The organism is Stenotrophomonas maltophilia, from assembly GCF_006974125.1.
Taxonomy (GTDB): Bacteria; Pseudomonadota; Gammaproteobacteria; order Xanthomonadales; family Xanthomonadaceae; genus Stenotrophomonas; species Stenotrophomonas maltophilia_O.
Genome location: NZ_CP037858.1, coordinates 1,565,841 through 1,591,149 on the forward strand (window position 1 = coordinate 1,565,841; position 25,309 = coordinate 1,591,149).

The 25,309-nt window shown below is 66.6% G+C and carries 22 protein-coding genes and 1 tRNA gene; 12 read left to right on the forward strand and 11 right to left on the reverse strand.

Annotation, left to right across the window (positions count from 1 at the left end; genetic code table 11):
• Nucleotides 1-8: 8 nt before the first annotated feature.
• The gene (locus EZ304_RS07120; protein ID WP_099552975.1) at nt 9-521 is read right to left on the reverse strand and encodes a CS1 type fimbrial major subunit; all 513 of its coding nucleotides are present in this window, start codon (nt 519-521) and stop codon (nt 9-11) included.
• Between the two features lie 386 nt (nt 522-907).
• Nucleotides 908-1,672, reverse strand: coding sequence for an alpha/beta fold hydrolase (locus EZ304_RS07125; RefSeq protein WP_142806663.1), 765 nt, complete (start codon nt 1,670-1,672; stop codon nt 908-910).
• Nucleotides 1,673-1,765: 93 nt separating this feature from the next.
• Between EZ304_RS07125 and EZ304_RS07130 the strand changes: the two genes are divergently transcribed.
• Nucleotides 1,766-2,539: an AraC family transcriptional regulator gene (locus tag EZ304_RS07130; RefSeq protein ID WP_142806664.1), complete on the forward strand. Its 774-nt coding sequence runs from the start codon at nt 1,766-1,768 to the stop codon at nt 2,537-2,539.
• 125 nt (nt 2,540-2,664) lie between these two features.
• Here the strand turns inward: EZ304_RS07130 and EZ304_RS07135 are convergent, their stop codons facing one another.
• The 8 genes from EZ304_RS07135 to gmk all read right to left on the reverse strand — a co-directional run bounded on the left by EZ304_RS07135 (nt 2,665) and on the right by gmk (nt 11,812).
• Nucleotides 2,665-3,942 (reverse strand): citrate synthase, encoded by a 1,278-nt coding sequence (locus tag EZ304_RS07135; protein WP_057501408.1) that lies wholly within the window; start codon nt 3,940-3,942, stop codon nt 2,665-2,667.
• Between the two features lie 296 nt (nt 3,943-4,238).
• Nucleotides 4,239-4,481 carry a type B 50S ribosomal protein L31 gene (locus EZ304_RS07140; RefSeq protein ID WP_010484049.1) on the reverse strand — a complete coding sequence of 81 codons (243 nt, stop codon included), beginning with the start codon at nt 4,479-4,481 and terminating at the stop codon, nt 4,239-4,241.
• A gap of 88 nt (nt 4,482-4,569) precedes the next feature.
• The gene (locus EZ304_RS07145) at nt 4,570-5,508 is read right to left on the reverse strand and encodes a nucleoside hydrolase (RefSeq protein WP_099552971.1); all 939 of its coding nucleotides are present in this window, start codon (nt 5,506-5,508) and stop codon (nt 4,570-4,572) included.
• A 307-nt stretch (nt 5,509-5,815) separates the two neighbouring features.
• On the reverse strand, nt 5,816-7,927 hold the full coding sequence (gene recG / locus EZ304_RS07150; RefSeq protein WP_142806665.1) for an ATP-dependent DNA helicase RecG: 2,112 nt from the start codon (nt 7,925-7,927) through the stop codon (nt 5,816-5,818).
• A gap of 7 nt (nt 7,928-7,934) precedes the next feature.
• Nucleotides 7,935-8,321, reverse strand: a complete 387-nt coding sequence (locus tag EZ304_RS07155; protein ID WP_049461736.1) for a RidA family protein — start codon at nt 8,319-8,321, stop codon at nt 7,935-7,937.
• A gap of 147 nt (nt 8,322-8,468) precedes the next feature.
• Nucleotides 8,469-10,631 (reverse strand): RelA/SpoT family protein, encoded by a 2,163-nt coding sequence (locus EZ304_RS07160; protein ID WP_005410876.1) that lies wholly within the window; start codon nt 10,629-10,631, stop codon nt 8,469-8,471.
• Nucleotides 10,632-10,736: 105 nt separating this feature from the next.
• Nucleotides 10,737-11,036, reverse strand: a complete 300-nt coding sequence (gene rpoZ / locus EZ304_RS07165; RefSeq protein ID WP_005410877.1) for a DNA-directed RNA polymerase subunit omega — start codon at nt 11,034-11,036, stop codon at nt 10,737-10,739.
• A gap of 110 nt (nt 11,037-11,146) precedes the next feature.
• A complete protein-coding gene (gmk, locus tag EZ304_RS07170; protein WP_014038334.1) occupies nt 11,147-11,812 on the reverse strand; it encodes a guanylate kinase in 666 nt (221 codons plus the stop codon).
• A gap of 290 nt (nt 11,813-12,102) precedes the next feature.
• Here gmk and fdnG point away from each other — a divergent pair, with 290 nt between their 5' ends.
• From fdnG to selD, 8 genes are all read left to right on the forward strand, one after another.
• Nucleotides 12,103-15,171 (forward strand): formate dehydrogenase-N subunit alpha, encoded by a 3,069-nt coding sequence (fdnG, locus tag EZ304_RS07175; protein ID WP_142806666.1) that lies wholly within the window; start codon nt 12,103-12,105, stop codon nt 15,169-15,171.
• A 10-nt stretch (nt 15,172-15,181) separates the two neighbouring features.
• Nucleotides 15,182-16,099 (forward strand): formate dehydrogenase subunit beta, encoded by a 918-nt coding sequence (fdxH, locus tag EZ304_RS07180; RefSeq protein ID WP_012481154.1) that lies wholly within the window; start codon nt 15,182-15,184, stop codon nt 16,097-16,099.
• Nucleotides 16,096-16,743, forward strand: a complete 648-nt coding sequence (locus EZ304_RS07185; RefSeq protein WP_032127833.1) for a formate dehydrogenase subunit gamma — start codon at nt 16,096-16,098, stop codon at nt 16,741-16,743. The genes fdxH and EZ304_RS07185 overlap by 4 nt, the downstream gene beginning before the upstream one ends.
• A 243-nt stretch (nt 16,744-16,986) precedes the next feature.
• Nucleotides 16,987-17,970, forward strand: a complete 984-nt coding sequence (gene fdhE / locus EZ304_RS07190; RefSeq protein WP_099552968.1) for a formate dehydrogenase accessory protein FdhE — start codon at nt 16,987-16,989, stop codon at nt 17,968-17,970.
• A gap of 4 nt (nt 17,971-17,974) precedes the next feature.
• Nucleotides 17,975-19,399 carry an L-seryl-tRNA(Sec) selenium transferase gene (gene selA, locus EZ304_RS07195; protein WP_142806667.1) on the forward strand — a complete coding sequence of 475 codons (1,425 nt, stop codon included), beginning with the start codon at nt 17,975-17,977 and terminating at the stop codon, nt 19,397-19,399.
• Complete coding sequence (gene selB / locus EZ304_RS07200; protein WP_142806668.1) at nt 19,396-21,327, forward strand: selenocysteine-specific translation elongation factor; 1,932 nt, start codon at nt 19,396-19,398, stop codon at nt 21,325-21,327. Before selA ends, selB begins: the two co-directional genes overlap by 4 nt.
• A 24-nt stretch (nt 21,328-21,351) precedes the next feature.
• Nucleotides 21,352-21,447, forward strand: a tRNA-Sec gene (locus EZ304_RS07205).
• A gap of 26 nt (nt 21,448-21,473) precedes the next feature.
• Nucleotides 21,474-22,553, forward strand: coding sequence for a selenide, water dikinase SelD (selD, locus tag EZ304_RS07210; protein WP_142806669.1), 1,080 nt, complete (start codon nt 21,474-21,476; stop codon nt 22,551-22,553).
• A gap of 35 nt (nt 22,554-22,588) precedes the next feature.
• On the opposite strand, the gene EZ304_RS07215 is transcribed toward selD, so the two are convergent.
• Nucleotides 22,589-23,449, reverse strand: coding sequence for a YicC/YloC family endoribonuclease (locus EZ304_RS07215; RefSeq protein ID WP_099552965.1), 861 nt, complete (start codon nt 23,447-23,449; stop codon nt 22,589-22,591).
• Between the two features lie 124 nt (nt 23,450-23,573).
• Between EZ304_RS07215 and rph the strand changes: the two genes are divergently transcribed.
• From rph to rdgB, 3 genes are read left to right on the forward strand one after another with little or no spacing between them, the layout of a single operon-like run.
• Nucleotides 23,574-24,299 carry a ribonuclease PH gene (rph, locus tag EZ304_RS07220; RefSeq protein ID WP_099552964.1) on the forward strand — a complete coding sequence of 242 codons (726 nt, stop codon included), beginning with the start codon at nt 23,574-23,576 and terminating at the stop codon, nt 24,297-24,299.
• Nucleotides 24,296-24,685, forward strand: coding sequence for a VOC family protein (locus EZ304_RS07225; RefSeq protein WP_142806670.1), 390 nt, complete (start codon nt 24,296-24,298; stop codon nt 24,683-24,685). Before rph ends, EZ304_RS07225 begins: the two co-directional genes overlap by 4 nt.
• The gene (rdgB, locus tag EZ304_RS07230; protein WP_142806671.1) at nt 24,682-25,278 is read left to right on the forward strand and encodes an RdgB/HAM1 family non-canonical purine NTP pyrophosphatase; all 597 of its coding nucleotides are present in this window, start codon (nt 24,682-24,684) and stop codon (nt 25,276-25,278) included. Before EZ304_RS07225 ends, rdgB begins: the two co-directional genes overlap by 4 nt.
• Nucleotides 25,279-25,309: the final 31 nt, after the last annotated feature.

Consider the following 25,309-nt stretch of genomic DNA (forward strand, 5'->3'; position numbering starts at 1 on the left):
CCGGGGTGTTACGGCGAAGTGGTCGTCTGCGCCATTGCAATGCTGACCATGCCTTCATACTTGCCGGCCACGGTGATCGGCGCACGGGTCGCCTGGGCGACGACCAGCGGCATCGCGACCGAACCACCCGGAACGCCACCGCTGTACAGGTCCGCTGCCGGGAACTTGGTGTTGACCAGGGTCAGCTCCTGGCGATTCAGGGTGACCGTCAGCGGCACGGACGGCGCGGCGCCGGCGGCATCGGTGGCGATCAGCGATGCGGCATTCACCAGCCGCACCTCGACATCCTTGGCAATGTCATTGGTGTAGATGCGCACCTGCTGGCTCCAGGGCGACAGGCCGCTGGCCGGGTTGTGCACCAGGTTGACGACATCCGGCAACGCCGTGCCATCGTCCTTCAGCAGGGCCAGCGACGTATCAACCTGGGCCCAGACGGAGATGTTCGCTTCGGCGGCGTTGGCGGACAGGGAAGCAGTGGCCAGCGCAGCAGCGAGCGCGGCCTTCTTGAGAATGGCGTTCATGGGGAGTCTCTCTCGGACAGGGAAAATGAAAGCCGCCCTCCCCCTGGAAAGAGGAAGAGCGGCGCCGCCCGCAGAGGTGGTTGCGGGCAACGGAGAGAATGTTAGGAACCCATTGCCATGCAGACCATTCAAGCTTTCCTAAAACATTGAACGCTAAGGAGAAACCTTGAAGACGCTCAATGTTTGAGAGTTATGCAAATTCCCTCACTGATTAAATGCAATAAACCTCATTGCCTTGCCTATGCAGGGTCGAACCGCGCCGAAGAATCCGTGGACGCGCTCCAGATGAACGCATCGCCATGCGCGCGGAACCTGTCGCCGGGCGGAGAACATGATTCGCGCTCGACTGCTGTTCGCATTGCGCGCGATTCAACTGCCGGTCGACGCTACCTCCCGGGCAATGACAACAGGAACGACTCCATGGCCGCCACCAATGCCAAGGGTGTCTCATTCATCGGGTAGTGCCCTGCACTTTCGATGACCTCCAGCGTTGCGTGGCGATAGCGGCACAGATAGGTCTTCTCCATCAGTGATCGGTTGAACGTTGGATCCTTCCCGCCCACCACCACCTTCAACCGATGTTCGCCGATGATCTCATCGCTGAAATCCGTATCTGCCCACGCGGAAAGATAGGCAGCAAATGCGCCGGGCGTGGAGTGCTCCATTGAGTAGTCGGCCTTCCAGTCCAACCAGGCGGCAGGCAGCCGCCCACCGGTGCTGCGGTCGATGATGGTCCGCCGGTTGGCCAGGCTGTCGGCAGCACCCTCCAGCAGGTGGCGCGTGGCCGCGTCATAGGCAATACCACCGCAGGGAACGGGTGCGATGGCCAGCATGGATCGCACACGCTGTGGCGCGAGCACGGCGATGCGTTCGATCGCCATGCCTCCCATGGAATGCCCGACCAGGCTGAAGGTGCCGATCCGCAGCGCATCGGCGAGCGCCAACGCATCATGCGCGATCTCGTCGATGCTGAACTGACCCGTCGCATCGCGCATGCCTCCGTAGCCACGGCAATCCATGAAGACGTAGCTGAAGTGATCGCGCGACAGCCACGGCTCGATCGGCTCGAACGCATGCGCGTCGCCGAACCAGCCATGCAGGACCAGGACGAAGTGAGGCCCCCGCCCCACGCGATGAAAAGTGTTGGCCATGAAGAATCGCCACAGTCAGAAGGAGCACTGATGCTAGGCAGGGCAAGTGCGGCCCGCCGTCGATGGCGGGTCAACCGCTATAGAATCCGGGCCATGCGCAATTCGCTGCTCGATCCCTACGAAGACCTGCCGCGCGATGTTGTGGTCACCTCGAACAACTACGCGGCCGCGTCCACGTTTCCCCGGCATGCCCACCGACGCGGTCAGTTCGCGTTTGCGGCCCGCGGCACCATCAGCGTGACGACACCGCAGGGACGCTGGCTGGTGCCTCCGCAGCGCGCCTGTTGGGTACCGGCGGGGCTGGCCCACGAGATGACGATGCGCGGGCCGGTAACGATGCTCAATGCCTTCCTTTCCATCGAGGCGGCCGCCGCCGTGGCACTGCCAATGCACTGCAGCGTGTATGCGGTCTCTCCCTTGCTGCGGCAGCTGCTGGAGGATGCAGTGGACCTGCCGCCGCTCTACGACGAGGACGGGCGTGCGGGCAAGCTGATGCAACTACTGGTGGCGGAGATCGCGTCGATGCCGACGCTTTCCCTGCATGCGCCATTGCCTGCCGATGCACGCCTCGCACGTATCTGCCGGGCGCTGTTCGATGCGCCTTCGCTCGCCATTGGGCTTGATGAGGTGGCTGCGGAAGCGGGCATGAGCCGTCGCACGTTCACGCGGATGTTCCGCGCGGATACCGGGGTGAGTTTTGCCGAGTGGCGGCAGCAGGTGTGCCTGCTGGTGGCCATCGAACGACTGGGGCAAGGGCAGGCGGTGACGCGCGTGGCACTGGACCTGGGATACGCAAGCCCGAGTGCGTTTTCTGCGGCATTCCGGCGTGTGCTGGGGAGTTCGCCGAGCCAGTATTCAGAGGTGTAGCAAGAGCAGCCGAGCATGGCTCGACTCTACAGAAGCGTGCCAACCAAGGTTGGCACCCACCAGGGTGGCGGCAAAAAAAACGCCCCGCGGATGCGGGGCGTTCCCAGCACAACCTACGCGGGCGATCAGCCCTGGTAGTCGCGCACGTCGCTGCCGGTGTAGACCTGGCGCGGACGGCCGATCTTCATTTCCGGGTCAACCTGCTGTTCCAGCCAATGCGACACCCAGCCGGAGGTACGGCCCAGGGCGAACATGACGGTGAACATTTCGGTCGGGATCTGCAGCGCCTTGTAGATGATGCCGCTGTAGAAATCGACGTTCGGGTACAGCTTGCGGGCGACGAAGTACTCGTCCTGCAGCGCGGCCTGTTCCAGCTTCACGGCCACGTCCAGCAGCGGATCCTGCACGCCCAGCTGCTTGAGCACCTTGCTGGTCATCTCGCCGATGACCTTGGCGCGCGGGTCGAAGTTCTTGTAGACGCGGTGGCCGAAGCCCATCAGGCGGAAGCCCGAGGTCTTGTCCTTGGCCTTGACCACGGCGGACTCGACGTTGTCGGCGCTGCCGATCTCTTCCAGCATCTTCAGCACGGCTTCGTTGGCACCGCCGTGGGCCGGACCCCACAGCGCGGTGACGCCAGCGGCGACCGACGCGTACGGGTTGGCACCGGTCGAACCGACCAGGCGCACGGTCGAGGTCGAGGCGTTCTGCTCGTGGTCGGCGTGCAGGATGAACAGCAGGTCCAGCGCCTTGACCACGTCCGGGTTCAGGTCGTACTGGCCGTCCGCCGACTCGAAGGTCTGCTTCAGGAAGCGGCTGACGTAGTCCAGCGAGGTGTCCGGCTTGTTGGCCGGCAGGCCCTTGCCGTGGCGGTAGATCAGCGCCGACAGGGTCGGCACCTTGGCGATCAGGCGCACGGCGGCCTGGCGGCGCTGTTCGGCGTCGGACAGGTCCAGCGAGTCGTGGTAGATGGCCGACAGCTGCGCGATCGCAGCAGCCAGGATGGCCATCGGGTGGGCGTCCTTGGCGAAGCTGCCGATCAGGGTGTTGATCGAATCGTCGACGTTGGCTTCGGCAGCCAGCTCATCGGTGAAGGCCTTCAGCTGCTCGGCGCTCGGGCGCTCGCCGTTGATCAGCAGGTAGGCCACTTCGACGTAGCTCGACTTTTCCGACAACTGTTCGATCGGGTAGCCGCGGTACAGCAGCACGCCCTTGTCGCCGTCGATGTAGGTGATGGCGGACTTGCAGCTGGCCGTCGCGGTGAAGCCGGAATCGTAGGTGAAATACCCCGTTTCCTTGGTCAGCTTCGCGATGTCGACGCAGTCGTTGCCAAGGGTGGGTTTGATGACGGGCAGAACGACCGACTTATCGCCGGCGTTGAGCGTGACCTGATCAAGATCGGACACTGTGTGCGCTCCTTCATGGGAAGGCGCCTGCCCAAGCGCATTGGTCAGGCACGTGAATGACGTCCTCGGCCTGTGCCGGGGATCAGGTCATTATCGCACAGCAGCATTTGTCGGGTGCTAGACGGAAGTCGTATACGACAGGCGGCCAGACGCCGGCCGTTGAGCGGCCCGGATCGGCAAAAGCGCTGTCACACGAACGCAGTGTTCCGCCCATCCAAACGCCCGTTGGGCAGGCGTTGGGGAAAAACAAACGGCCGCGCAGAGCGCGGCCGTCGGTTCGAAGCAGGATCGACAGATCAGCGCGCGTAGCGCTTCTGGAACTTGTCGATACGGCCCGAGGTGTCGATGACCTTGTGCTTGCCCGTGTAGAACGGGTGCGAAGCCGAGGAAATTTCAACCTTCACCAGCGGGTAGTCGTTGCCGTCTTCCCACTTGATGGTTTCCTTCGTCGCCATGGTCGAGCGGGTCAGGATCTTGAAATCGGAGGTGACGTCATGGAAGACGACGTCGCGGTAGTTCGGATGGATATCGGCCTTCATGGGCTCACACCGTAAATGGGCTGGTGGTCAAGAGCGGCATTATAAGCACCGGTTGCCGCCCGGGGCAACCGGTGCCGGGCAATTGACTTCAGTCCGCGCCCAGGGCCTGGCGTACCAGGGCCTCGAAACGCTGCTGGTCGTAGGCCATCAGCAGATCGCAGTTGTCCGGCTGGCCGGTCTGGCGGTTCCAGTCGACGATGGTGGCACCGCGGCTGAACGTGCCGTTCAGTTCCACGTTCAGCGGCCGCGACTCGACCTGCAGCTGCCCTTCCGGGTTCAGTGCCCAGGCCATGGCCACCGCATCGGCGGTGTACCAGCGGCCGCCTTTGGCGTCTTCAGACAGCGCGCGGGTCTTGCGCGAAATCAGCTCGTAGAAGCGGGCGCGATCGGAGTCGGCCTGCAGCCACGTCTCGGCATCTTCCAGCGGCAGGCCATGGGCGACGGTTGCCTCCCAGTCCGACACCAGCAGGTGCTTGAACGAGGTGAACACCACGTGCGCCGCTTCAGGGTCGAAGGCGATGTTGAACTCGGCCGCCGGGGTGATGTTGCCGTGGCAGGTGACTGCGCCTCCCATCACCACGATGCGCTTGATGCGCTGGGGCAGGGTCGGGTCCAGCTTCAGTGCCAGGGCCAGGTTGGTCAGCGGGCCGAGCATCACCAGCATCAGTTCGCCGGCGTGCTCATGCGACAGGCGCAGGATGGCCAGTGCAGCGTGCTCGGCTTCAGCCTGGCGGCTCGGCGGCGGCAGGTCCACGTCGCCGTAGCCGTCACGGCCATGCACGTGGGCAGCGTCGACGGAAGGATGCAGCAGCGGATCCGGGCTGCCGGCAAACACCGGTACGTCGGCGCGGCCGACGATGTCGCAGAGCTTGAGGGCATTGCGGACGGTGTACTGCAGGCCGACATTGCCGGCGGCGATGGTCAGGGCGACCACGTCATGCCGTTCATCGGCAAAGGCCATCAGCAGGGCCAGGGCGTCGTCCACACCGGGGTCGGTGTCGATCAACAGGGGGATCTTGTGGGTCATCGTTGCCGTCTTCAGATCGGCAACGAAGTGTGGACCGGGATGATGACCGTTGCAAGTACGGGGGTTCTGGCAGGGCTGCGCCCTGCACCCGCAGAATCAACGGCAAACGCCAGAGCAACGGCAAAAGCTGGTTTCCTGGGGGATGCGGGGTGGGTCCGATTGCGGGGGACGCCGTAAACCCGTCCTTGGGGGCTTGGCCGCGGCATCCATGCCGCGGACACCCCCGCAACCGGACCCACCCCGCCTTCGACAGATTTCCACGGCTGTTGGTGGGTGTCGACCAAGGTCCACACCCATCAAGGTGGCATTACGCCGAGGCGTAACGCACGGCGGTGCCGATCCAGCGCTGCACCACGCGGTCGGCCAGCGCGGGTTGCTGGTCCAGCAGGCGCTCGGCGAGGTCATGCACGCCGGGCAGCAGGCCGGCGTCGCGGGCCAGGTCGGCGATGCGGAAACCGGCCAGGCCGGTCTGCCGCGTACCCAGCAGTTCGCCGGGACCACGCAGCTCCAGATCCTTTTCGGCGATGACGAAGCCATCGTTGGTTTCACGCATGGTCTGCAACCGCTCGCGTGCCATCTGCGAGAGCGGCGCCTGGTACAGCAGCACGCAGCGCGACACCGCCGAACCACGGCCGACGCGGCCGCGCAGCTGGTGCAGCTGGGCCAATCCGAGGCGCTCGGCGTTCTCGATCACCATCAGCGAGGCGTTCGGCACATCCACGCCCACTTCAATCACCGTGGTTGCCACCAGCAGGTCGATGTCGCCGGCCTTGAACGCCACCATCGTCGCCAGCTTCTCGGCGGCTTTCAGGCGGCCATGCACCAACCCCACGCGAACGCCGGGCAGCAGCGCCTGCAGCGATTCGTAGGTGGCCTGCGCGGGCGTTGCATCCAGCTCTTCGCTTTCCTCGATGAGCGTGCACACCCAGTACACCTGCCGCCCTTCCTGGCAGGCCAGCGCGATGCGCTCGATCAGCTCCGGGCGGCGATCGTTGTTGAGGGCCACGGTCTGCACCGGCGTGCGGCCGGGCGGCAGTTCGTCGATGGCAGAGACATCCAGGTCCGCGTATTCGGACATCGCCAGCGTGCGTGGAATCGGTGTGGCGGTCATCACCAGCTGGTGCGGGACGCTGTTGCCGCCCGCGCCCTTGTCACGCAGGGCCAGACGCTGGTGCACGCCGAAGCGGTGCTGCTCGTCGACGATGGCCAGGGCCAGGTCCTGGAACACCACCGCCTCCTGCATCAGCGCGTGGGTGCCGACCACCACCTGCGCTTCGCCATTGGCGACCTGTTCCATCACCTTGGCGCGCGCCTTGCCGGTGACCTTGCCGGCCAGCCAGGCGATGCGCACACCGAGCGGTTCCAGCCAGCCGCGCAGGTTGTTGAGGTGCTGCTCGGCCAGCAGTTCGGTGGGAGCGGCCAATGCGACCTGCTTGCCCTGCTCCACCGCCAGCATCGCCGCCAGCGCGGCGACCACGGTCTTGCCCGAGCCGACATCGCCCTGCACCAAGCGCAGCATCGGGCTGGGCCGTGCGAGATCCTCACGGATCTGCTTGAACACGCGCGCCTGCGCACCGGTCAGTGCGAATGGCAGCTGCTTCAGCAGCGCCTTGGCCAGCTTGCCAGGACCGCCCAGCGGCGGCGCATGGTGCGCCTGCAACGCGATGCGCTGGCGACGCAGGCTGAGGTGGTGGGCCAGCAGCTCTTCCATCGCCAGGCGGCGCTGCGCCGGGTGGGTGCCGGTGGCCAGCGCGGCCAGATCGGCATCCGGCGGTGGCCGATGCACGGTCAACAGCGCGCTGCGCAGCGACGGCAGGCCGAGGCCATCGAGCCAGCCGCTGGGCAGCAGTTCCAGGGTGCTTTCCTCGGGCAGGCGATCCAGGGCCTGGCCGATCAGCTTGCGCATGGTCATCGGGCCCACGCCTTCGACGGTGGGATACACCGGGTCGAGGCGGTCGCCGAGTTCGGGGTCGTCGTTGCGGCCCAGCACCTGGTAGCTGGGATGGACGATCTCCAGGCCGAGGTGGCCTGGCTTGGGCGTGCCGAAGCAGCGCAACCGGTTGCCGACCGCGAACTGGCCGACCTGCTGCTGGCGGAAATGGAAGAAGCGCAGCACCAGGGTGCCCTGCCCCTCGTCCTCCACCGCCACTTTCAGCATCGGCCGGTAGCGCATGCCGCGTTCGACCGCGACCACCCGCACTTCCACCTGCGCCGGTACACCCGAACGCAGGTCTTCGATGCGGGTCAGCCGGGTCCGGTCTTCATAGCGCAGCGGCAGGTGAAGCCAGAGATCCTGCAGGGTGGCCAGGCCACGCGCCTGCAGTTTGGCGGCCACAGCCGGACCGACGCCCGCGAGCATCGCCAGGGATGCTTCGCCGGACGGTGACAGTACCGGAGTGACCGCCGCCTTGCGTGCCACGTAGCGGTCAGTCGATGACCATCACCGCGTCGACCTCGAAGTTGGCGCCCTTCGGCAGGCCGGAGACTTCGATGGTGGAACGGGCCGGGTACGGGGCCTGGAAGTAGTCCTGCATGACCGCGTTGACCTTGGCGAACTCGCCCAGGTCGGTCAGGTACAGGCCCAGGCGCACGACCTTGTCCAGCGAACCGCCAGCGGCTTCGGCCACGGCCTTGAGGTTGTCGAAGGCGCGGCGGGCCTGCGCTTCGACGTCACCAGCGCCGACGACATCGCCGGTAGCCGGGTCGAGCGGGATCTGGCCGGAGAAGTACACGGTGTTGCCGGCGCGCACGGCCTGCGAGTACGGGCCGATGGCGGCGGGAGCCTTTTCGGTGTTGATGATCTGGCGGGACATGGGTCGCTCCGGTGCTTGGGGGAAAACAGAGCGGTGATTGTACCGGCTGGGCGCGGCATCGGCTGGGGTCGGATCCGTTTCCCGGCGGGAAACGGATCCGACCCCGTGCGTCGTGTGCGCGGAACGTCATCCACGCATGGCGTGGACCTACTGGCGGCGTACCGACTGCACGACCGACAGGCGGCGCAGGCGGCGCATCACTTCGGCCAGGTGGTTGCGGTCGCGCACCTGGATGTTGAACGCCAGCACGGCGGCGTTGAAGTCACGGTCCAGGTAGTCCACGCGCTCGATGTTGGAGTGACTCTGCGCGATGGCGGCAGCCAGCTGCGCCAGCACGCCGGTGCCGTTCTCCACTTCCACCACCAGCGAGGTGTCGTAGTCGCCGGACACGGTGGTGTCCCAGCCGATCGGCACCCAGCGCTCGGGCGACTTGCGCAGCTCGGCCAGGTTCGGGCAGTCCATGCGGTGCACCACGATGCCCTTGCCGGCGGTGTGGTAGCCCATGATCTCGTCGCCGGGAATCGGCTGGCAACAGCCGGCGAAGGTGACCACGCCGCGCTCGCTGCCGTTGATCAGGATCTTTTCCTGCGAATGGTGGCGTGAATGCGGGCCGCCGCGCAGTTCGGCGTAGGCCATCAGCGCCTGCGCCGCCTGGGTCGGCATCCAGTTGCCCAGGGCGACCTCGGCCAGCAGCGCCTCCAGGCGCGGGAAACGGTGTTCGGCCAGGAATGCATCCAGGCGCCCCTTCGGCAGCCGCTCCAGCGAGGAATCCATCGCCTCCAGCGCACGGTCGAGCATGCGGTGGCCCAGCTGCACGGCATCTTCGTGCTCCAGCTGCTTGAGCTGGTGGCGGATGGCGGTGCGCGCCTTGCTGGTGACCACGAATTCCAGCCACTGCGGTTTCGGCGTGGCCGAGCGTGCGGTGATGATCTCCACCGACTGCCCCGACACCAGCTTGGTGCGCAGCGGCACCAGTTTCTTGTCCACGCGCGAGGCCACGGCCATGTTGCCCACGTCGGTATGCACGGCGTAGGCGAAATCGAGTGCAGTGGAGTTGCGTGGCAGGGCCAGGATCTTGCCCTTCGGGGTGAACAGGTAGACCTCGTCCGGGAACAGGTCGACCTTGACGTTGTCGAGGAACTCCAGCGAGGAACCGGCGGCGCGCTGCGAGTCGATCAGCTCGACGATCCAGGCGTGCGCGCGGCTCTGCGCGCTGTTGGGCGAATCGCCGCCGAACTTGTAGGTCCAGTGCGCGGCCACGCCGCGTTCGGCGATCAGGTCCATTTCCTCGGTACGGATCTGCACTTCGATCGGCGAACCATACGGCCCGAACAGCACCGTGTGCAGCGACTGGTAACCGTTGGCCTTGGGAATGGCGATGAAGTCGCGGAAACGGCCATCGAGCGGCTTGAAGGTGGCGTGCACCGAGCCCAGCGCGTGGTAGCAGCTGGGCACGCTGCGCACGACCAGGCGGAAGCCGAACACGTCCATCACCTGGTCGAAGGATTTGTTCTCGTCGCGCATCTTGTTGTAGATGCTCCACGGGGTCTTGATGCGGCTGATCAGCCGATGCTCGATCCCCTCCTTGGCCAGGCGCTGCGACAGCTGCACTTCCACCTGCGCCATCGCCTCGCGGCGTACCACCGGCTGGCTGCGGATGTGCTTTTCAATGATGGCGTGGCGCCACGGGTACAGCGCCTTGAACCCCAGGTTCTGCAGCTCGCTCTTGACCAGGCTCATGCCCAGGCGCTGGGCGATGGGCGCGTAGATCTCCAGCGTCTCGCGGGCGATGCGGCCGCGTGCTTCGCGGCTCTGCGCGCCCAGCGTGCGCATGTTGTGCAGGCGGTCGGCCAGCTTGATCATGATCACGCGCAGATCGCGCGACATCGCCAGCAGCATCTTGCGGAAGCTCTCGGCCGCCGCTTCCTGGCGGTCGCGGAACTTCAGCTTGTCCAGCTTGGTCACGCCGTCGACCAGTTCGGCCACGGCTTCGCCGAACTCGGCGGCCAGCGCCTCACGGGTCAGCGGGGTGTCTTCGATGGTGTCGTGCAGGATCGCGGCGATCAGCGCTTCCACGTCCAGGCCGAGCTCGGCCAGCACCTGGGCCACGGCCACCGGATGGGTGATATAGGGCTCGCCCGACTTGCGCGTCTGCCCAGCGTGCGCGGAGGCTCCGACTTCCCAGGCACGGCGCAGCAGCGGCAGCTGTTCCGGCGGCAGGTAATGAGCGGCGCGTTCAAGCTGGAGGACGTAGTCGGGTACGGCGGCAGCGGGGGCTGCGGCGACCTTGGCAGTGGGGCCTGGGTTCATGCCCGAAGCCTATTCCAGCGCGACGTTTACGGCAAATCCTGAATGCGAAACAGCCCGCACGGGGCGGGCTGTTCGGCGATCCAGCAATGACGTTGATCGATGCGATCAATCGTCGTTCTTGGACATGTCTTCGTCGGCGACCACTTCGGCGGCGGCCCACTCCAGCGCTTCGCGCTCGGCGCGCTCACGCTCGGCCTTCTCGACTTCGTCGATCAGCGCGTTGTCGATCTTGCGGGCGGCGATTTCGCGCAGCGCCAGCACGGTCGGCTTGTCCTCGGTCTCGCTGTTGTCCAGCGTGGCCTGCACGCCGTTGGCGAGCTGGCGGGCACGCTTGGAAGCCATCATGACCAGTTCGAAACGGTTGTTAACGACTTCCAGGCAATCTTCTACGGTGATGCGGGCCATACGGGCTCCCGGCGACCGGTCGGCCGCTCAGTCGAATGAGGGAAAGGGGACGGAGTGTACTGGCAGGGGCTGGACAAAATCAAGCCAACCCCCACCCGATTCTTTTGGAATCAGTCAGTTGCGCCCGGATCGGGGGTCAACAGGGCCTGGATCAGGCCGGCATGGCGGACCTTCTGGGCCTCCCGGCGCAGGCGGCTGGCGGTGAAGATGGCGCACAGCTCGTCCACGGCGGTGTCGAACACCTCGTTGACGATGACGTAGTCGAACTCGTTGAAGTGCAGCATTTCATCGCGGGCCGCGCCCAGGCGCTGGGCGATGACCGCCTCGCTGTCCTGGCCGCGCTTGCGCATGCGGTCCTGCAGGGCCTGCTTGGACGGCGGCAGGATGAACACGGTGACCGTGCCCGGCACCAGCTGGCGCACCTGCTGCGCCCCCTGCCAGTCGATTTCCAGCAGCACGTCCTGGCCGGCAGCCAGCTGCGGCTCCACCGACTGGCGGGCGGTGCCCTTCCAGTCTCCGTGCACCCAGGCATGCTCGAAGAAGTCGCCGGCGGCGATCATTTCCTCGAACTTCTCCGCAGAGACGAAATGGTAGTGCTGGCCGTTCACTTCACCGGGGCGCATCGCGCGCGAGGTGAAGGAGATCGACAGGGCGATCTGCGGGTCACGCGCCAGGGTCGCATTGACGATGCTGCTCTTGCCGGCGCCGGACGGGGCGGCAACGATGTACAGCGTGCCGCGCGCAACGGCGTCCGACGGCTTCGACGGGGCGCTCATGCGGCGGATCCAACGGCTTGATTTCGCAAAATTTTTCCTCGGTGTTCCAGATCCGGCGCGGAGGATCGCGCCAGGACGGCGGGGGCTGCGCGGAACATCCTGGAACCAGGCCCGGCAGACGCTTCCCCGGGGTACGGGCACGCAACTTTACCAGAGCGGCCCCGTTGCGCGCCCGCCCGGCAGGCGCCGGGCCTTGTGCCACATGGACGTGCGGGGGCCTGTGCTATAACCGGGCCGTACCCAACGACAGCCCGGAGGCCTGCGCCTCCCCGCCATCCCAGGAGAACGGCATGCCATCGATGAGCCGCCGCCAGTTCCTGAAAGTGACCGGGACAACCCTGGTCGGCTCCAGCCTGGCATTGATGGGCTTCGCGCCCGGCATCGCGCTCGCGGAGGTCAGGCAGTACAAGCTGACCCGCGCGACCGAGACCCGCAACACCTGTACCTACTGTTCGGTGGCCTGCGGCATCCTGATGTACAGCCTCGGCGATGGCGCCAAGAACGCCGAGCCGAGCATCTTCCATATCGAGGGCGACCCGGACCATCCGGTCAACCGCGGCACGCTGTGCCCGAAGGGTGCCGGCCTGGCCGACATCATCCACAGCAAATCGCGCCTGCTCTATCCCGAGTACCGCGCGCCGGGCTCGAACGAGTGGAAGCGGCTGAGCTGGGATGATGCGCTGGACCGCATCGCGCGGCTGATGAAGGAGGACCGCGACGCCAACTTCGTGCAGAAGAACGAAGCCGGGCAGACGGTCAACCGCTGGCTGACCACCGGCATGCTGGCGGCCTCGGCCACCAGCAATGAAACCGCGGTGCTGACCCACAAGGTCGTGCGCTCCCTGGGCATGCTGGCATTCGACAACCAGGCACGTGTCTGACACGGCCCGACGGTGGCAGGTCTTGCCCCGACGCTAGGCCGTGGTGCGATGACGAATCACTGGGTCGACATCAAGAATGCCGACCTGATCCTGATCATGGGTGGCAATGCCGCCGAGGCGCACCCGTGCGGGTTCAAATGGGTGACCGAGGCCAAGGCACACAACAAGGCACGCCTGATCGTGGTCGATCCGCGCTTCAACCGCTCGGCCGCGGTGGCCGACGTGTACGCGCCGATCCGCACCGGCACCGACATCGTGTTCCTGGGCGGCCTGATCAACTACCTGTTGACCGAGGACCGCATCCAGCACGAGTACGTGCTGAACTACACCGACATGTCGTTCCTGGTGAAGGACGAATTCGCCTTCAAGGACGGCCTGTATTCGGGCTACAACGAAGAGAAGCGCAGCTACGACCGCTCCAGCTGGGACTACGCCTACGGTGACGATGGCTTCGTGCGCAGCGACCCGACGCTGAAGGACCCGCGCTGCGTCTACAACCTGCTCAAGCAGCACTACGCGCGCTACACCGTGGAGATGGTCGAACGCATCTGCGGCACGCCCGCCGACAGCATCCGACAGGTCTGGGACATGATCGCGTCCACCGCCGGCAAGGACAAGGCGATGACCATCCTGTACGCGCTGGGCTGGACGCAGCACTCGATCGGTGCGCAGAACGTGCGTGCCGGCACCATGGTGCAGCTGCTGCTGGGCAACATCGGCGTGGCCGGTGGTGGCATGAACGCGCTGCGCGGGCATTCCAACATCCAGGGCCTGACCGACATCGGCCTGATGTCCGACCTGCTGCCCGGCTACCTGACGTTGCCGAAGCAGGACGAGCAGGACTACGACGCCTACATTGCCAAGCGCACGCAGAAGCCGCTGCGCGCCAACCAGATGTCGTTCTGGCAGAACTACCCGAAGTTCCACGTCAGCCTGATGAAGTCGTGGTGGGGCGATGCCGCCACCGCCGACAACAACTGGTGCTTCGACCACCTGCCCAAGCTCGACAAGCCGTACGACATGCTGCAGGCGTACGAGCTGATGAACGAGGGCAAGATCCACGGCTACATCTGCCAGGGCTTCAATCCGCTGGCCTCGGCGCCGAACAAGGGCAAGCTGATCAGTGCGTTCTCCAAGCTGAAGTTCATGGTCAGCATGGACCCGCTGGAAACCGAGACCATCGCCTTCTGGCAGAACCACGGTGCGCTGAACGACGTCGATCCGGGCACGATCCAGACCGAAGTGTTCCGCCTGCCGACGACCTCCTTCGCCGAGGAGAACGGCGCAGTCGTGAACTCCTCGCGCTGGCTGCAGTGGCACTGGAAGGGTGCCAATCCGCCAGGCGAAGCGCGCAGCGACATCGAGATCATGTCCGAGCTGTTCCATCGCATCAAAGCGATGTACGAGAAGGACGGCGGTGCATGGTGGGAGCCGGTGCGCGACCTGGCCTGGAAGTATTCCAACCCGGAACTGCCGACGCCGGAAGAACTGGCGATGGAATACAACGGCAAGGCACTGGTCGACGTGTTCGATCCGAAGGATCCGACCAAGCTGGTACGCAAGGCCGGCGAACAGCTGGCCGCATTCGGCGATCTGCGCGACGACGGCAGCACCTCCTCCGGCTGCTGGATCTACATCGGTGCCTGGGGCCCGACCGGCAACATGATGGCGCGGCGTGACAACAGCGACCCCACCGGCATCGGCAACACGCTGGGCTGGGCCTGGGCGTGGCCGGCCAACCGCCGCGTGATGTACAACCGCGCCTCGTGCGACGTGGCCGGCCAGCCGTTCGATCCGCGACGCACGCTGCTGGCATGGAACGGCAAGAACTGGGGCAGCGTGGACGTGCCCGACTTCAAGGCCGACGAGGATCCGGCCGGCGGCATGGGCCCGTTCATCATGAACCCGGAGGGCATCGCCCGCTTCTTCGCCAAGGCCGGCATGGCCGAGGGACCGTTCCCGGAGCACTACGAACCGTTCGATACACCGCTGCGCAGCAACCCGCTCAGCCCCGGCCAGGCACTGACGCTGAACAACCCGGCCGCGCGCGTGTTCGCCAGCGACCGTGCACAGATCGGTTCGCCGGACGAGTTCCCGCATGTGGCCACCACCTACCGCCTGACCGAGCATTTCCACTTCTGGACCAAGCACGGCAAGCTCAACGCCATCATCCAGCCCGAGCAGTTCGTCGAGATCGGCGCGGCGTTGGCCGACGAGCTGGGCATCAACAACGGCAGCCGCGTGCGGGTCAGTTCCAAGCGCGGCCACATCGAAGCGGTGGCCATGGTGACCAAGCGCATCAAGGCCCTGCAGATCGATGGCCGGACCGTGCACCAGGTGGGCGTGCCGATCCACTGGGGCTTCCTCGGTGCGGCCAAGCCCGGATACATCGCCAACACGCTGACCAACGCCATCGGTGACGGCAACTCGCAGACGCCGGAATCGAAGTGCATCCTGGTCAAGGTCGAGAAGGTGTAGGAGACACGCCATGTCACTGCAATCCCTGGACATCATCCGCCGCTCGGCCACCACCACGCCCTCGCCGGAGGCGCGTGGTGCGCACACCGGCCAGGTCGCCAAGCTGATCGATGTGAGCAAGTGCATCGGCTGCAAGGCCTGCCAGGTCGCCTGCATGGAGTGGAACGACCTGCGCGACGAAGTGGGCAGCTGCGTCGGCAGCTATGACAACCCGCCCGACCTGAGCGAACAGTCGTGGACGGTGATGAAGTTCCGCGAGTACGAGGACGAGAAGGGCAAGCTGGAGTGGCTGATCCGCAAGGAAGGCTGCATGCACTGCAGCGATCCGGGCTGCCTGAAGGCCTGTCCGTCACCCGGCGCGATCATCCAGTACGCCAACGGCATCGTCGACTTCCAGGAAGAGAACTGCATCGGCTGCGGCTACTGCGTGACCGGTTGCCCGTTCGACGTGCCGCGCATCTCCAAGAAGGACCACAAGGCCTACAAGTGCACGCTGTGTTCGGACCGGGTGGCGGTAGGCCAGGAACCGGCCTGCGTGAAGACCTGCCCGACCGGCGCGATCACCTTCGGCAGCAAACAGGCGATGACCGAGCACGCGGCCGGACGGGTGGAAGACCTGAAATCGCGCGGCTACGAGAACGCCGGCCTGTACGACCCGCAGGGCGTGGGTGGCACCCACGTGATGTACGTGCTGCAGCACGTGGACAAGCCCGAGCTGTACGCCGACCTGCCCAAGGACCCGCGCATCAGCCCGATGGTGGAAGTCTGGAAGGGCGTGGCCAAGCCGCTGGGCGTGCTGGCCATCGCCGCCACCGCCTTCGCCGGCTTCCTGCACTACATCGGCATCGGCCGCAACACGGTCAATGACGAGGAAGAAGAGGAAGCCGAACACGAGGCGAAGAAGATCGAAGAGGAGCAGCGGCCATGAAGTACGCCCCGCACCCGCGCCAGATCATCCGCTACCGCGCGCCGACCCGCATCAATCACTGGATCGTGGCGATCTGCTTCGTGCTGACCGCGCTGTCCGGGCTGGCATTGTTCCACCCTGCCCTGTTCCCGTTGACGCAGCTGTTCGGTGGTGGACCGTGGACGCGCATCCTGCATCCGTTCATCGGCCTGGCCATGGTGGTGGGCTTTGCGCTGCTGGCGTTCCGCATGTGGCGTGACAATCTGCCGACCGCCGACGATGGAAAGTGGATGCGTGGCATGCGCGATGTGCTGCGCAACGAGGATGAGAAGCTGCCGCCGGTGGGCCGCTTCAATGCCGGCCAGAAGCTGCTGTTCTGGGCCATCATCGGTTGCCTGTCGGCGCTGCTGCTGACCGGCTTCGTGATCTGGCGGCAGTACTTCAGCCACTTCTTCCCGATCGGGGTGATCCGCTTCTCGGTGCTGGCCCATGCGCTGTTCGGCTGGGTGCTGGTGTGCGCGATCGTGGTGCACATCTATGCAGCGATCTGGATCAAGGGCTCGGTGCGGGCGATGACCCAGGGCAAGGTGACCTATGGGTGGGCGTACAAGCATCACCGGCAGTGGTTCCGGGACATCCTGCGCGGACGTCGGGAAGAGGGTTAGCGGCAGGGCCTGCGGCCCTGCACCCGCTTCAAGCCAAGGCAACAGCAGCAGCGGCTATCCGTGGGATTGCGGGGTTCTGCGTTGCTGTTGGTGGGTGTCGACCTTGGTCGACACGATGAACACGGCAACGACAGAAACCAGTTTTTGTAGAGTCGAGCCATGCTCGACCGCGTTGCTTGAACAGGCTGGACGCCAGCGCCGACAACGGCGAGGATGGAGGCTGGTTCTTCTGGCTGGCCCTGCATGGCGCAACGCATCCTTGAACCCGGTGAGATCGAGACGCTCGCCTCGCGCGATGTGCCGCGCATCATCCTGCCCGATGTCACGTCCCTGTTCGCTGAGCGCGCCACGCGCCTGCGCAGCCTGGCTGCGCACAGTGCCATCGGCGGTTACCTGCAGCTGCTGGCGGCGTTGGCCGATGCACAGCAGGCGCTGCTGGATGAGCTGACACCGCAACAGCGCGAGGCACTGCAGTCGCAGGCGCGCGCGCAGCAGTCGAGTGCGGCGGTCGGTGCCGGCATGCCGTTGCGGCCGGCCAACACGCTTCAGTTGGACGGGCGTTGGCGCGACTGGCTGCGCACGCTGTGCCAGCACTGTGCCGACGAAGCCGGGCTGCCGGTGGAAACCCGCCAGGAGCTGCAACGCGTCGCCGCGGCCGACGATGCCTGGCTGGATGCACAGGCCCATGCCGTGCTGGAGCGCGATGACGCGCCGTCGGTGGATGCGGTCGCTGCGCTGCTGGTGATGAACGCACTGCAGGTTTACTGGGCAGTGCTCGCAGCCAGCTTCCGCCCCACCGACCTGAAGCCGCTGGCCGATGCGCCAGGGCTGTGCCCGCTGTGCGGCACGTTGCCGGTGACCAGCGTGGTGCAGGCGCGTCCGCCCTATGCCTCCTACCGCTACCTGTCGTGCTCGCTGTGCGCCTGCCAGTGGCACTACGTGCGCGTGCAGTGCAGCCAGTGTGGTGCCGCCGGCAAGGATATCGCCTATCGCGCCCTGGCCGATGTGGACGGCGACAGCGGCGAGGCGGTGCGCGAGAGCGCGGTACGCGCCGAGACCTGCGACCACTGCCACAGCTACCGCAAGATCCTGTATCTGGAAAAGGACCCGTCACTGGAACCGGTGGCCGATGACCTCGGCACGCTGTCGCTGGATCTGCTGCTGGCCGAGGAAGGCTATGCGCGTGCCAGCCAGAATCCGCTGCTGTGGCAATCCGACGGCGATTGAGGCGATGACAGCCTCGCCCCCCACCCCGGCATCGGCCGCCGCCCTGCCCTCGCTGGACCGATTGCTGCGCCTGCCTGCACTGGCGGCACTGATCGAAGGCCACGGCCGCAGCCGCATCACCCAGCTGCTGCGTTCGCACCTGCAGGTGCTGCGTGACCGTATCAGCGCCGGGCAGCTGTCGACCGCGCAGCTGCAGGAAGCCATTGATGGCCCGGCACTGGTCGCGGCACTCAACGCCACACTGGCGGCCGATGCACGGCTGGGCCTGCAGCCGATGTTCAACCTGACCGGCACCGTGCTGCACACCAACCTGGGCCGTGCCCTGTTGCCCGAGGCCGCGGTGCAGGCAGTCACCCGCGTGATGACCGCGCCGGTCGATCTGGAATTCGACATCGCCCGTGGTCGTCGCGGCGACCGCGATGCGCGGGTACAGGCACTGATCTGCGAGCTGACCGGTGCCGAAGCCGCAACCGTGGTCAACAACAATGCGGCAGCGGTCCTGCTGCTGCTCAACAGCCTGGCCAACCGCCGCGAGGTGGTCGTCTCCCGCGGCGAGCTGGTGGAGATCGGCGGCGCTTTCCGCATCCCGGATGTGATGCGCAGCGCGGGCGCGCGGCTGCTGGAAGTGGGTACCACCAACCGCACCCATCCGGCCGACTTCACCAACGCCATCGGCGCGTGCACAGCGCTGCTGATGGAGGTGCACGCCAGCAACTACGCGATCACCGGATTCACTGCCAAGGTCGACACCACGGCGATGGCCGCGATCGCGCACGAGCATGGCCTGCCGCTGGTGGTGGACCTGGGCAGTGGCAGCCTGTGCGATCTGGCCACGTTCGGCCTGCCGCACGAGCCCACCGTGCAGGAAACATTGACGGCCGGCGCCGATCTGGTTTCGTTCAGCGGCGACAAGCTGCTGGGTGGCCCGCAGGCCGGCATCATCGCCGGCCGCGCCGACCTGATCGCGCGGATCAACCGCAACCCGCTCAAGCGCGCACTGCGCATGGACAAGATGGGACTGGCTGCACTGGAAGCGGTGCTGGCCCTGTACCGCGAACCGGAGCTGCTGGCACAACGCCTGCCGACCCTGCGCACGCTGTCGCGCACGCAGGATGACATCGATGCGCAGGCCGAGCGCCTGCTGCAACCGATGCGGTCCGTGCTGGCAGCCGCCTACACCCTTGAACGGGCATTGATGCATAGCCAGATCGGCAGCGGCGCGCAGCCACAGGCGCAGCTGGCAAGCGCCGGACTGCGCATCACGGCCGCGCGGCGCGGTGGGCTGGACCGCCTGGCCAAGCGACTGCGCCAGCTGCCCCGACCAGTGCTGGGCCGAATCGCCGAAGACGCACTGTGGCTGGACCTGCGCTGCCTGGAACCCGGGGACGAAGCGGCCTTCCTCGCCCAATGGAGCGCGCTGCAGGCATGATCGTCGGCACCGCCGGGCATATCGACCATGGCAAGACAAGCCTGCTGCGCGCACTGACCGGCATCGAAACCGATCGCCTGCAGGAAGAGCGTACGCGCGGCATCTCCATCGAATTGGGCTATGCCTATGTCCCGGTGGAAAGCACGCACGACGACCGTCCGGCGACAACACTGGGCTTCGTCGACGTGCCGGGCCATGAGCGCTTCGTGCACACGATGGTGGCCGGCGCCACAGGTATCGATGTCGCCCTGCTGGTAATCGCCGCCGACGACGGTGTGATGCCGCAGACCCGCGAGCATCTGGCCATCCTGCAACTGCTGGGCGTGAACCGTGGTGCGGTGGCCCTGACCAAGATCGACCGTGTGGATGCGGCGCGCATCGCCCGGGTCGAGATCGAGATCGCTGCGCTGCTGGCCGCGACACCGCTGCAGAATTCCCCTCTGTTCGCCTGCAACAGCACCGCGCCCGGCGATGCCGGCATCAGCGCACTGCGAACCCAGCTGCACGCGTGGGCGGCGGATGACGCCAGCACGCGCCAGGCCGAACTGCGCTGCGAACTGTTCCGCATGCCGGTGGACCGCGTGTTCTCATTGGCAGGCCACGGCACGCTGGTGACCGGCGCAGTGCACGGGGGCATCGCCGCGGTGGGTGAGCATCTGCAGCTGATGCCGGCCGCCACGGAAGTGCGAATACGCAGCATCCACGCGCAGAACCAGGCCAGCGACCACGCAATGGCCGGGCAACGCTGCGCGTTGAACCTGGCGGCAATCGCCCGCGACGACATTCACCGCGGCGACTGGATCGCCGACCCTCGCGCACTGCTGGCCACCACCCGCGTTGATGTGCGCCTGCGGCTTTCCGCGTTGGCCGCACCATTGCGCGACTGGGCGCCGCTGCATATCCACTGGGGCACGATGCACCAGCAGGCCCATGTGGTGCTGCTGGAAGACGACGATCACGGCAATGGGCAGTTGGTGCAACTGGTGTTCGATGCACCGGTCTGTGCGATGTGTGGGGATCGCTTCATCGCCCGCGATTCAGCGGCGACCCACACGCTGGGCGGTGGCCTCGTACTCGATCCGGACCCGCCACAGCGGCGCCGGCGCAGCCCTGCACGGCTCGCGTGGCTGGGAGCACTGGAGCAACTGGCCGCGGGTGCGGGAATCGGCCCGCTGTTGCAGCAGGCGTCCTTCGGCATTGCCATGGCCGCGCTGCAACGCTACTGCCGGCGCGCCGCCGACCAGATCAATCTGCCTGCAGGCGCACAGCGCATCGTCACCCGCGAAGACACGGTGATCATCCTCGCCTCGCACTGGCGGGCGCTGCGCGAACAGGCGATCACATCGCTGCGCAGCTGGCATGAGCGACGCCCGGACGAACCCGGTGTCGACAGCGGGCGCCTGCAGCGCAGCACCCTGCCCTCGCTTGCAGTGGGTTTGTGGAACGCGCTTCTTCAGGACCTGCTGGACGACGGCAGCGTGCAACGCGTGGGTGCCTGGTGGCGCCTGCCCGGCCATGACCATGCGCCGCCGGAACGCGAACGCCTGCTGCTGGAACGCGTGCTGCCGCAGCTGCACGCCGGTGGCTTCGATCCACCGTGGGTGCGCACTCTGGCCACCGACATCGGACTGGCCGAAGACGAGGTCCGAGCCGTCCTGCGTCGCGCCGCGGCGCGCGGTGAACTGTTCCAGGTGGTACCAGACCTGTTCTATGCACCGGCCCGCATTGCCGAGCTGGCCGCGATCGTCGCGCAGCTGTCACAGGCCAGCGGCACGGTGGATGCGGCGGCCTTTCGCGATGCCATCGGCCTGGGCCGCAAACGCAGCATCCAGATCTTGGAGTTCTTCAATCGCGTTGGCTACACTCGACGCGTCGGTGACCAGCATCGGCCGCGTGGCGACCTGCAGTGGAACGCAGCCCGCGACTGAGCCCACCGGCACCGCCGTACTTTCGGAAGGCATGCGCATCCGGGCATGCGGCTGGGCTTCAAACCCAGCAGGGGGCGTCGATCGCTCCCTGGTAGGTTCGACTCCTGCTGCCTTCCGCCATTCGTGTTTCCGCAGGAGATGTCGGCATGGCCACGCACGCGCAGTCCCCCGCTCCTTCAACGGCCGCTGCCCCGCAACGACTGACGTCTCTCGCGCATGGCGGCGGCTGCGGCTGCAAGATCGCGCCGGGCGTGCTGAGCGAACTGCTGCGCGGCGTGCCAGCGCTTCCGGCACCGGCTGAGCTGCTGGTCGGCCGCGAGACCAGCGACGACGCCGCGGTGTACCGCCTCGATGATCACCAGGCCATCGTCGCCACCACTGATTTTTTCATGCCGATTGTCGACGATCCGTTCGACTTCGGCCGCATCGCCGCCACCAACGCGTTGTCGGACCTGTACGCGATGGGCGCCCGGCCATTGTTCGCGCTGGCCATCGTCGGCATGCCGATCAACACGCTGCCGCAGGACACCATCCGCCGCATCCTGCAGGGCGGCGAGCGTGCCTGCGCCGATGCAGGCATCGTGGTGGCCGGTGGCCACAGCATCGATTCGGTAGAACCGATCTATGGCCTTGCCGCGATCGGCGTTCTCGACCCGCAGCAGCTCAAGCGCAATGCCGATGCCCGCGCCGGCGACGTGCTGGTGCTGGGCAAGCCATTAGGCGTAGGCGTGTATTCGTCGGCATTGAAGAAGGAAGTGCTGGATGCCGACGGCTACCAGCAGATGCTGGATTCAACCACCCGCCTGAACACCGTGGGCGTGCCCCTGGCCACGCTGGACGGCGTGCATGCGATGACCGACGTCACCGGCTTCGGCCTGCTCGGCCACCTGCTGGAAGTGTGCCGCGCCAGTGGCGTTGCCGCCGAAGTGGAGAGCGCACGGGTGCCGCTGCTGCCTCAGGCCCTGGAACTTTTGCAGCGCGGCTGCGTGACCGGTGCCTCCCACCGCAACTGGACCTCGTATGGCGCCCAGGTGCAGTTCGCCGAAGGCCTGGCTGCGCATTGGCAGCCACTGCTGACCGACCCGCAGACCAGCGGTGGGTTGCTGGTCTCGTGCACACCGGAGGCGGTGGACGCGGTGCTGGCCTGCTTCCGCGATGCGGGCTTTACCCAGGCCACGGTGGTGGGGCGGCTGAACGACGCGACGCCGGGCGTCAGCGTGCGCTGAAACGATGAGGGCGCCCGAAGGCGCCCCCTGCAGCATCACTCGATGTTCTGCACCTGTTCGCGGATCTGGTCGATCAGCACCTTCAGCTCCACCGCGGCATTGGACGTGCGGCTGTCCACCGACTTCGAGCCCAGCGTATTGGCTTCGCGGTTGAACTCCTGCAGCAGGAAGTCCAGGCGGCGGCCGACCGGCTCGCGCTGCTTGAGCACGCGGCGGATCTCGACGATGTGGCTGCCAAGACGGTCCAGTTCTTCATCCACGTCCAGCTTCTGCAGCCACAACACCAGTTCCTGCTCGGCACGACCCGGGTCGACCGGGTGCGGCAGGTCAGCCAGGCGTGCGGCCAGCTTGGCGCGCTGACCGTCGCGAATGGCCGGAATCAGCGTCCGGACTTCGGTGGCGATGCGTTCGATGCCGTCCACGCGCTCGCTGATGGCCGCGGACAACTTGCCGCCTTCGCGCTCACGGGCCTCGACGAAGCCATCCAACACCTGGTCCAGCAGCGCCAGTGCCTCGACCTGCAGGGCGGCGGCGTCGGTGGCCTCGCCACGGGTCACGCCCGGCAGCTGCAGCAGGTCGGTGAAGCTGACCTGCAGATTGGGGAAATCGGAGGTCAGGCGGTGCGCCAGGCGGCCCAGCTGGCCCAGCAGGGCCTCGTCCACCTGCAGGTTGGCCGCCGCTTCCGGCGCACGCAGGCGCAGCACCAGATCCAGCTTGCCGCGGCTCAGGCGCACGGCAATGCGCTCGCGCAGCTGCGGTTCCAGCGCCCGCAGTTCCTCGGGCAGGCGGGTGCCGACCTCCAGGAAGCGGTGGTTGACCGAGCGCAGCTCGCAGCCCAGCGTGCCCCACGGGGTGACCCGCTCGCCGCCGGCGTAGGCGGTCATGCTTCGAATCATGGATTGTGTCCGGTGCGTGCAAAGGGGGAATGGTACCCTAGCGCCCTCACCAGAGCCCCCTTGCCCGCCCCGTGAAGGCCGCGGGCGTGGCGGCGTACTCCCTCGCCATTACGGAACCCGCACCATGTCCGATTCCCGCCCCAGCGGCCGCCAGCCCGACCAGCTCCGCCCGGTCGTCATCCAACGCGGCTTCACCCGCCATGCCGAAGGTTCGGTGCTGGTGTGCTTCGGTGAAACCCGTGTGCTGTGCACCGCCAGCGTCGAGAACCGCGTGCCGGGCTTCCTGCGCGGCAAGGGCGAAGGCTGGGTCACCGCCGAGTACGGCATGCTGCCGCGCGCCACCCACACCCGCAGCGACCGTGAAGCGGCCCGTGGCAAGCAGGGTGGCCGCACACTGGAGATCCAGCGCCTGATCGGCCGCAGCCTGCGCGCGTGCGTGGACCGCAACGCGCTGGGCGAGCGCACCATCACCCTCGACTGCGACGTGCTGCAGGCCGACGGCGGCACCCGCACCGCTGCCATCACCGGCGCCTACGTGGCCCTGGTCGATGCGGTGAACGTGCTGATGAAGCGTGGCGACATCAAGCGCAACCCGATCCTTGGCGCGGTGGCCGCTGTGTCTGTGGGCGTGTACCGCGGCACGCCGGTACTGGACCTGGACTACGCCGAAGACAGCGACTGCGACACTGACATGAACGTGGTGATGAACGACGGTGGTGGCTTCATCGAGCTGCAGGGCACCGCCGAAGGCCACGCCTTCCGTCGCGATGAGCTGGACGCGCTGCTGGGCCTGGCCGAAAAGGGCGTGAGCGAACTGCTGGCCGCACAGCAGGCGGCGCTGTCGGCATGAACCGCCGCATCGCCCTGACCACCCTGGTGGTGGCCGACTATGACGAAGCCATTGCCTGGTACACCGGTAAGCTCGGCTTCGCACTGTTGGAGGACATCGACCAGGGCCACAAGCGCTGGGTGGTGGTCGGGCCGACCGATGGCAGCGCTGCCGCCCTGCTGCTGGCCCGCGCCAGCGACGAGGAACAGCGCAGCCGTGTCGGCAACCAGACCGGTGGCCGCGTCGGCTTCTTCCTCAACACCGACGACTTCCACCGCGACCACGCGGCGATGCTGGCCGCCGGCGTCGAGTTCCTGGAAGCGCCACGCGAAGAACCCTATGCAACGGTCGCGGTGTTCCGCGACCTGTATGGCAACACCTGGGACCTGCTGGAGCCCCGCCAATGAAGAAACTGGTACTGGCCAGCCACAACGCCGGCAAGCTGGTGGAGATGCAGGAGATCCTTGCCGATCTGCCGCTGCAGATCACCTCGGCCGCCGAGCTGGGCCTGGGCGACGTGGAAGAGACCGGCCTGACCTTCGTCGAGAACGCGCTGCTGAAGGCACGCGCGGCCTGCGAGGCGACCGGCCTGCCGGCGCTGGCCGATGATTCGGGCCTGATCGTCGATGCCCTCGGCGGTGCGCCCGGCCTGTACAGCGCGCGCTACGCCGGCCATCCGACCAATGCTGCGGCCAACAATGCCAAGCTGCTGGACGCGATGGCCGACATTCCCGATGGCCAGCGCAGCGCCCGCTTCTATGCGGTGATCGTGCTGCTGCGCCACGCCACCGACCCGCAGCCGCTGATCTGTGAAGGCCGCTGGGAAGGACAGATCATCCGCGAACTGCGTGGCACCAATGGTTTCGGCTACAACCCGGTATTCCTGGATACCACCCACGGCCTGACCGCCGCGGAAATGGAGCCGGCGCTGAAGAACACCATCAGCCACCGCGCCATTGCCCTGCAGCAGCTCAAGCAGCAGCTGGCGACGCTGTACTGACGCCACCCGATCGAACCAGGGAAGCCGGCCA

Coding starts and splice junctions, on each gene's coding strand:
- gmk (WP_014038334.1), bottom strand. CDS start 11,812: ATGAGCGCCCCGTCGAAGCCGTCGGACGCCGTTGCGCGCGGCACGCTG.
- EZ304_RS07125 (WP_142806663.1), bottom strand. CDS start 1,672: ATGGCCAACACTTTTCATCGCGTGGGGCGGGGGCCTCACTTCGTCCTG.
- EZ304_RS07160 (WP_005410876.1), bottom strand. CDS start 10,631: ATGAACCCAGGCCCCACTGCCAAGGTCGCCGCAGCCCCCGCTGCCGCC.
- EZ304_RS07225 (WP_142806670.1), top strand. CDS start 24,296: ATGAACCGCCGCATCGCCCTGACCACCCTGGTGGTGGCCGACTATGAC.
- selD (WP_142806669.1), top strand. CDS start 21,474: ATGGCCACGCACGCGCAGTCCCCCGCTCCTTCAACGGCCGCTGCCCCG.
- EZ304_RS07130 (WP_142806664.1), top strand. CDS start 1,766: ATGCGCAATTCGCTGCTCGATCCCTACGAAGACCTGCCGCGCGATGTT.
- rdgB (WP_142806671.1), top strand. CDS start 24,682: ATGAAGAAACTGGTACTGGCCAGCCACAACGCCGGCAAGCTGGTGGAG.
- selB (WP_142806668.1), top strand. CDS start 19,396: ATGATCGTCGGCACCGCCGGGCATATCGACCATGGCAAGACAAGCCTG.
- EZ304_RS07145 (WP_099552971.1), bottom strand. CDS start 5,508: ATGACCCACAAGATCCCCCTGTTGATCGACACCGACCCCGGTGTGGAC.
- EZ304_RS07155 (WP_049461736.1), bottom strand. CDS start 8,321: ATGTCCCGCCAGATCATCAACACCGAAAAGGCTCCCGCCGCCATCGGC.
- rph (WP_099552964.1), top strand. CDS start 23,574: ATGTCCGATTCCCGCCCCAGCGGCCGCCAGCCCGACCAGCTCCGCCCG.
- selA (WP_142806667.1), top strand. CDS start 17,975: ATGACAGCCTCGCCCCCCACCCCGGCATCGGCCGCCGCCCTGCCCTCG.
- EZ304_RS07185 (WP_032127833.1), top strand. CDS start 16,096: ATGAAGTACGCCCCGCACCCGCGCCAGATCATCCGCTACCGCGCGCCG.
- fdhE (WP_099552968.1), top strand. CDS start 16,987: ATGGCGCAACGCATCCTTGAACCCGGTGAGATCGAGACGCTCGCCTCG.
- EZ304_RS07215 (WP_099552965.1), bottom strand. CDS start 23,449: ATGATTCGAAGCATGACCGCCTACGCCGGCGGCGAGCGGGTCACCCCG.
- rpoZ (WP_005410877.1), bottom strand. CDS start 11,036: ATGGCCCGCATCACCGTAGAAGATTGCCTGGAAGTCGTTAACAACCGT.
- EZ304_RS07140 (WP_010484049.1), bottom strand. CDS start 4,481: ATGAAGGCCGATATCCATCCGAACTACCGCGACGTCGTCTTCCATGAC.
- EZ304_RS07120 (WP_099552975.1), bottom strand. CDS start 521: ATGAACGCCATTCTCAAGAAGGCCGCGCTCGCTGCTGCGCTGGCCACT.
- fdxH (WP_012481154.1), top strand. CDS start 15,182: ATGTCACTGCAATCCCTGGACATCATCCGCCGCTCGGCCACCACCACG.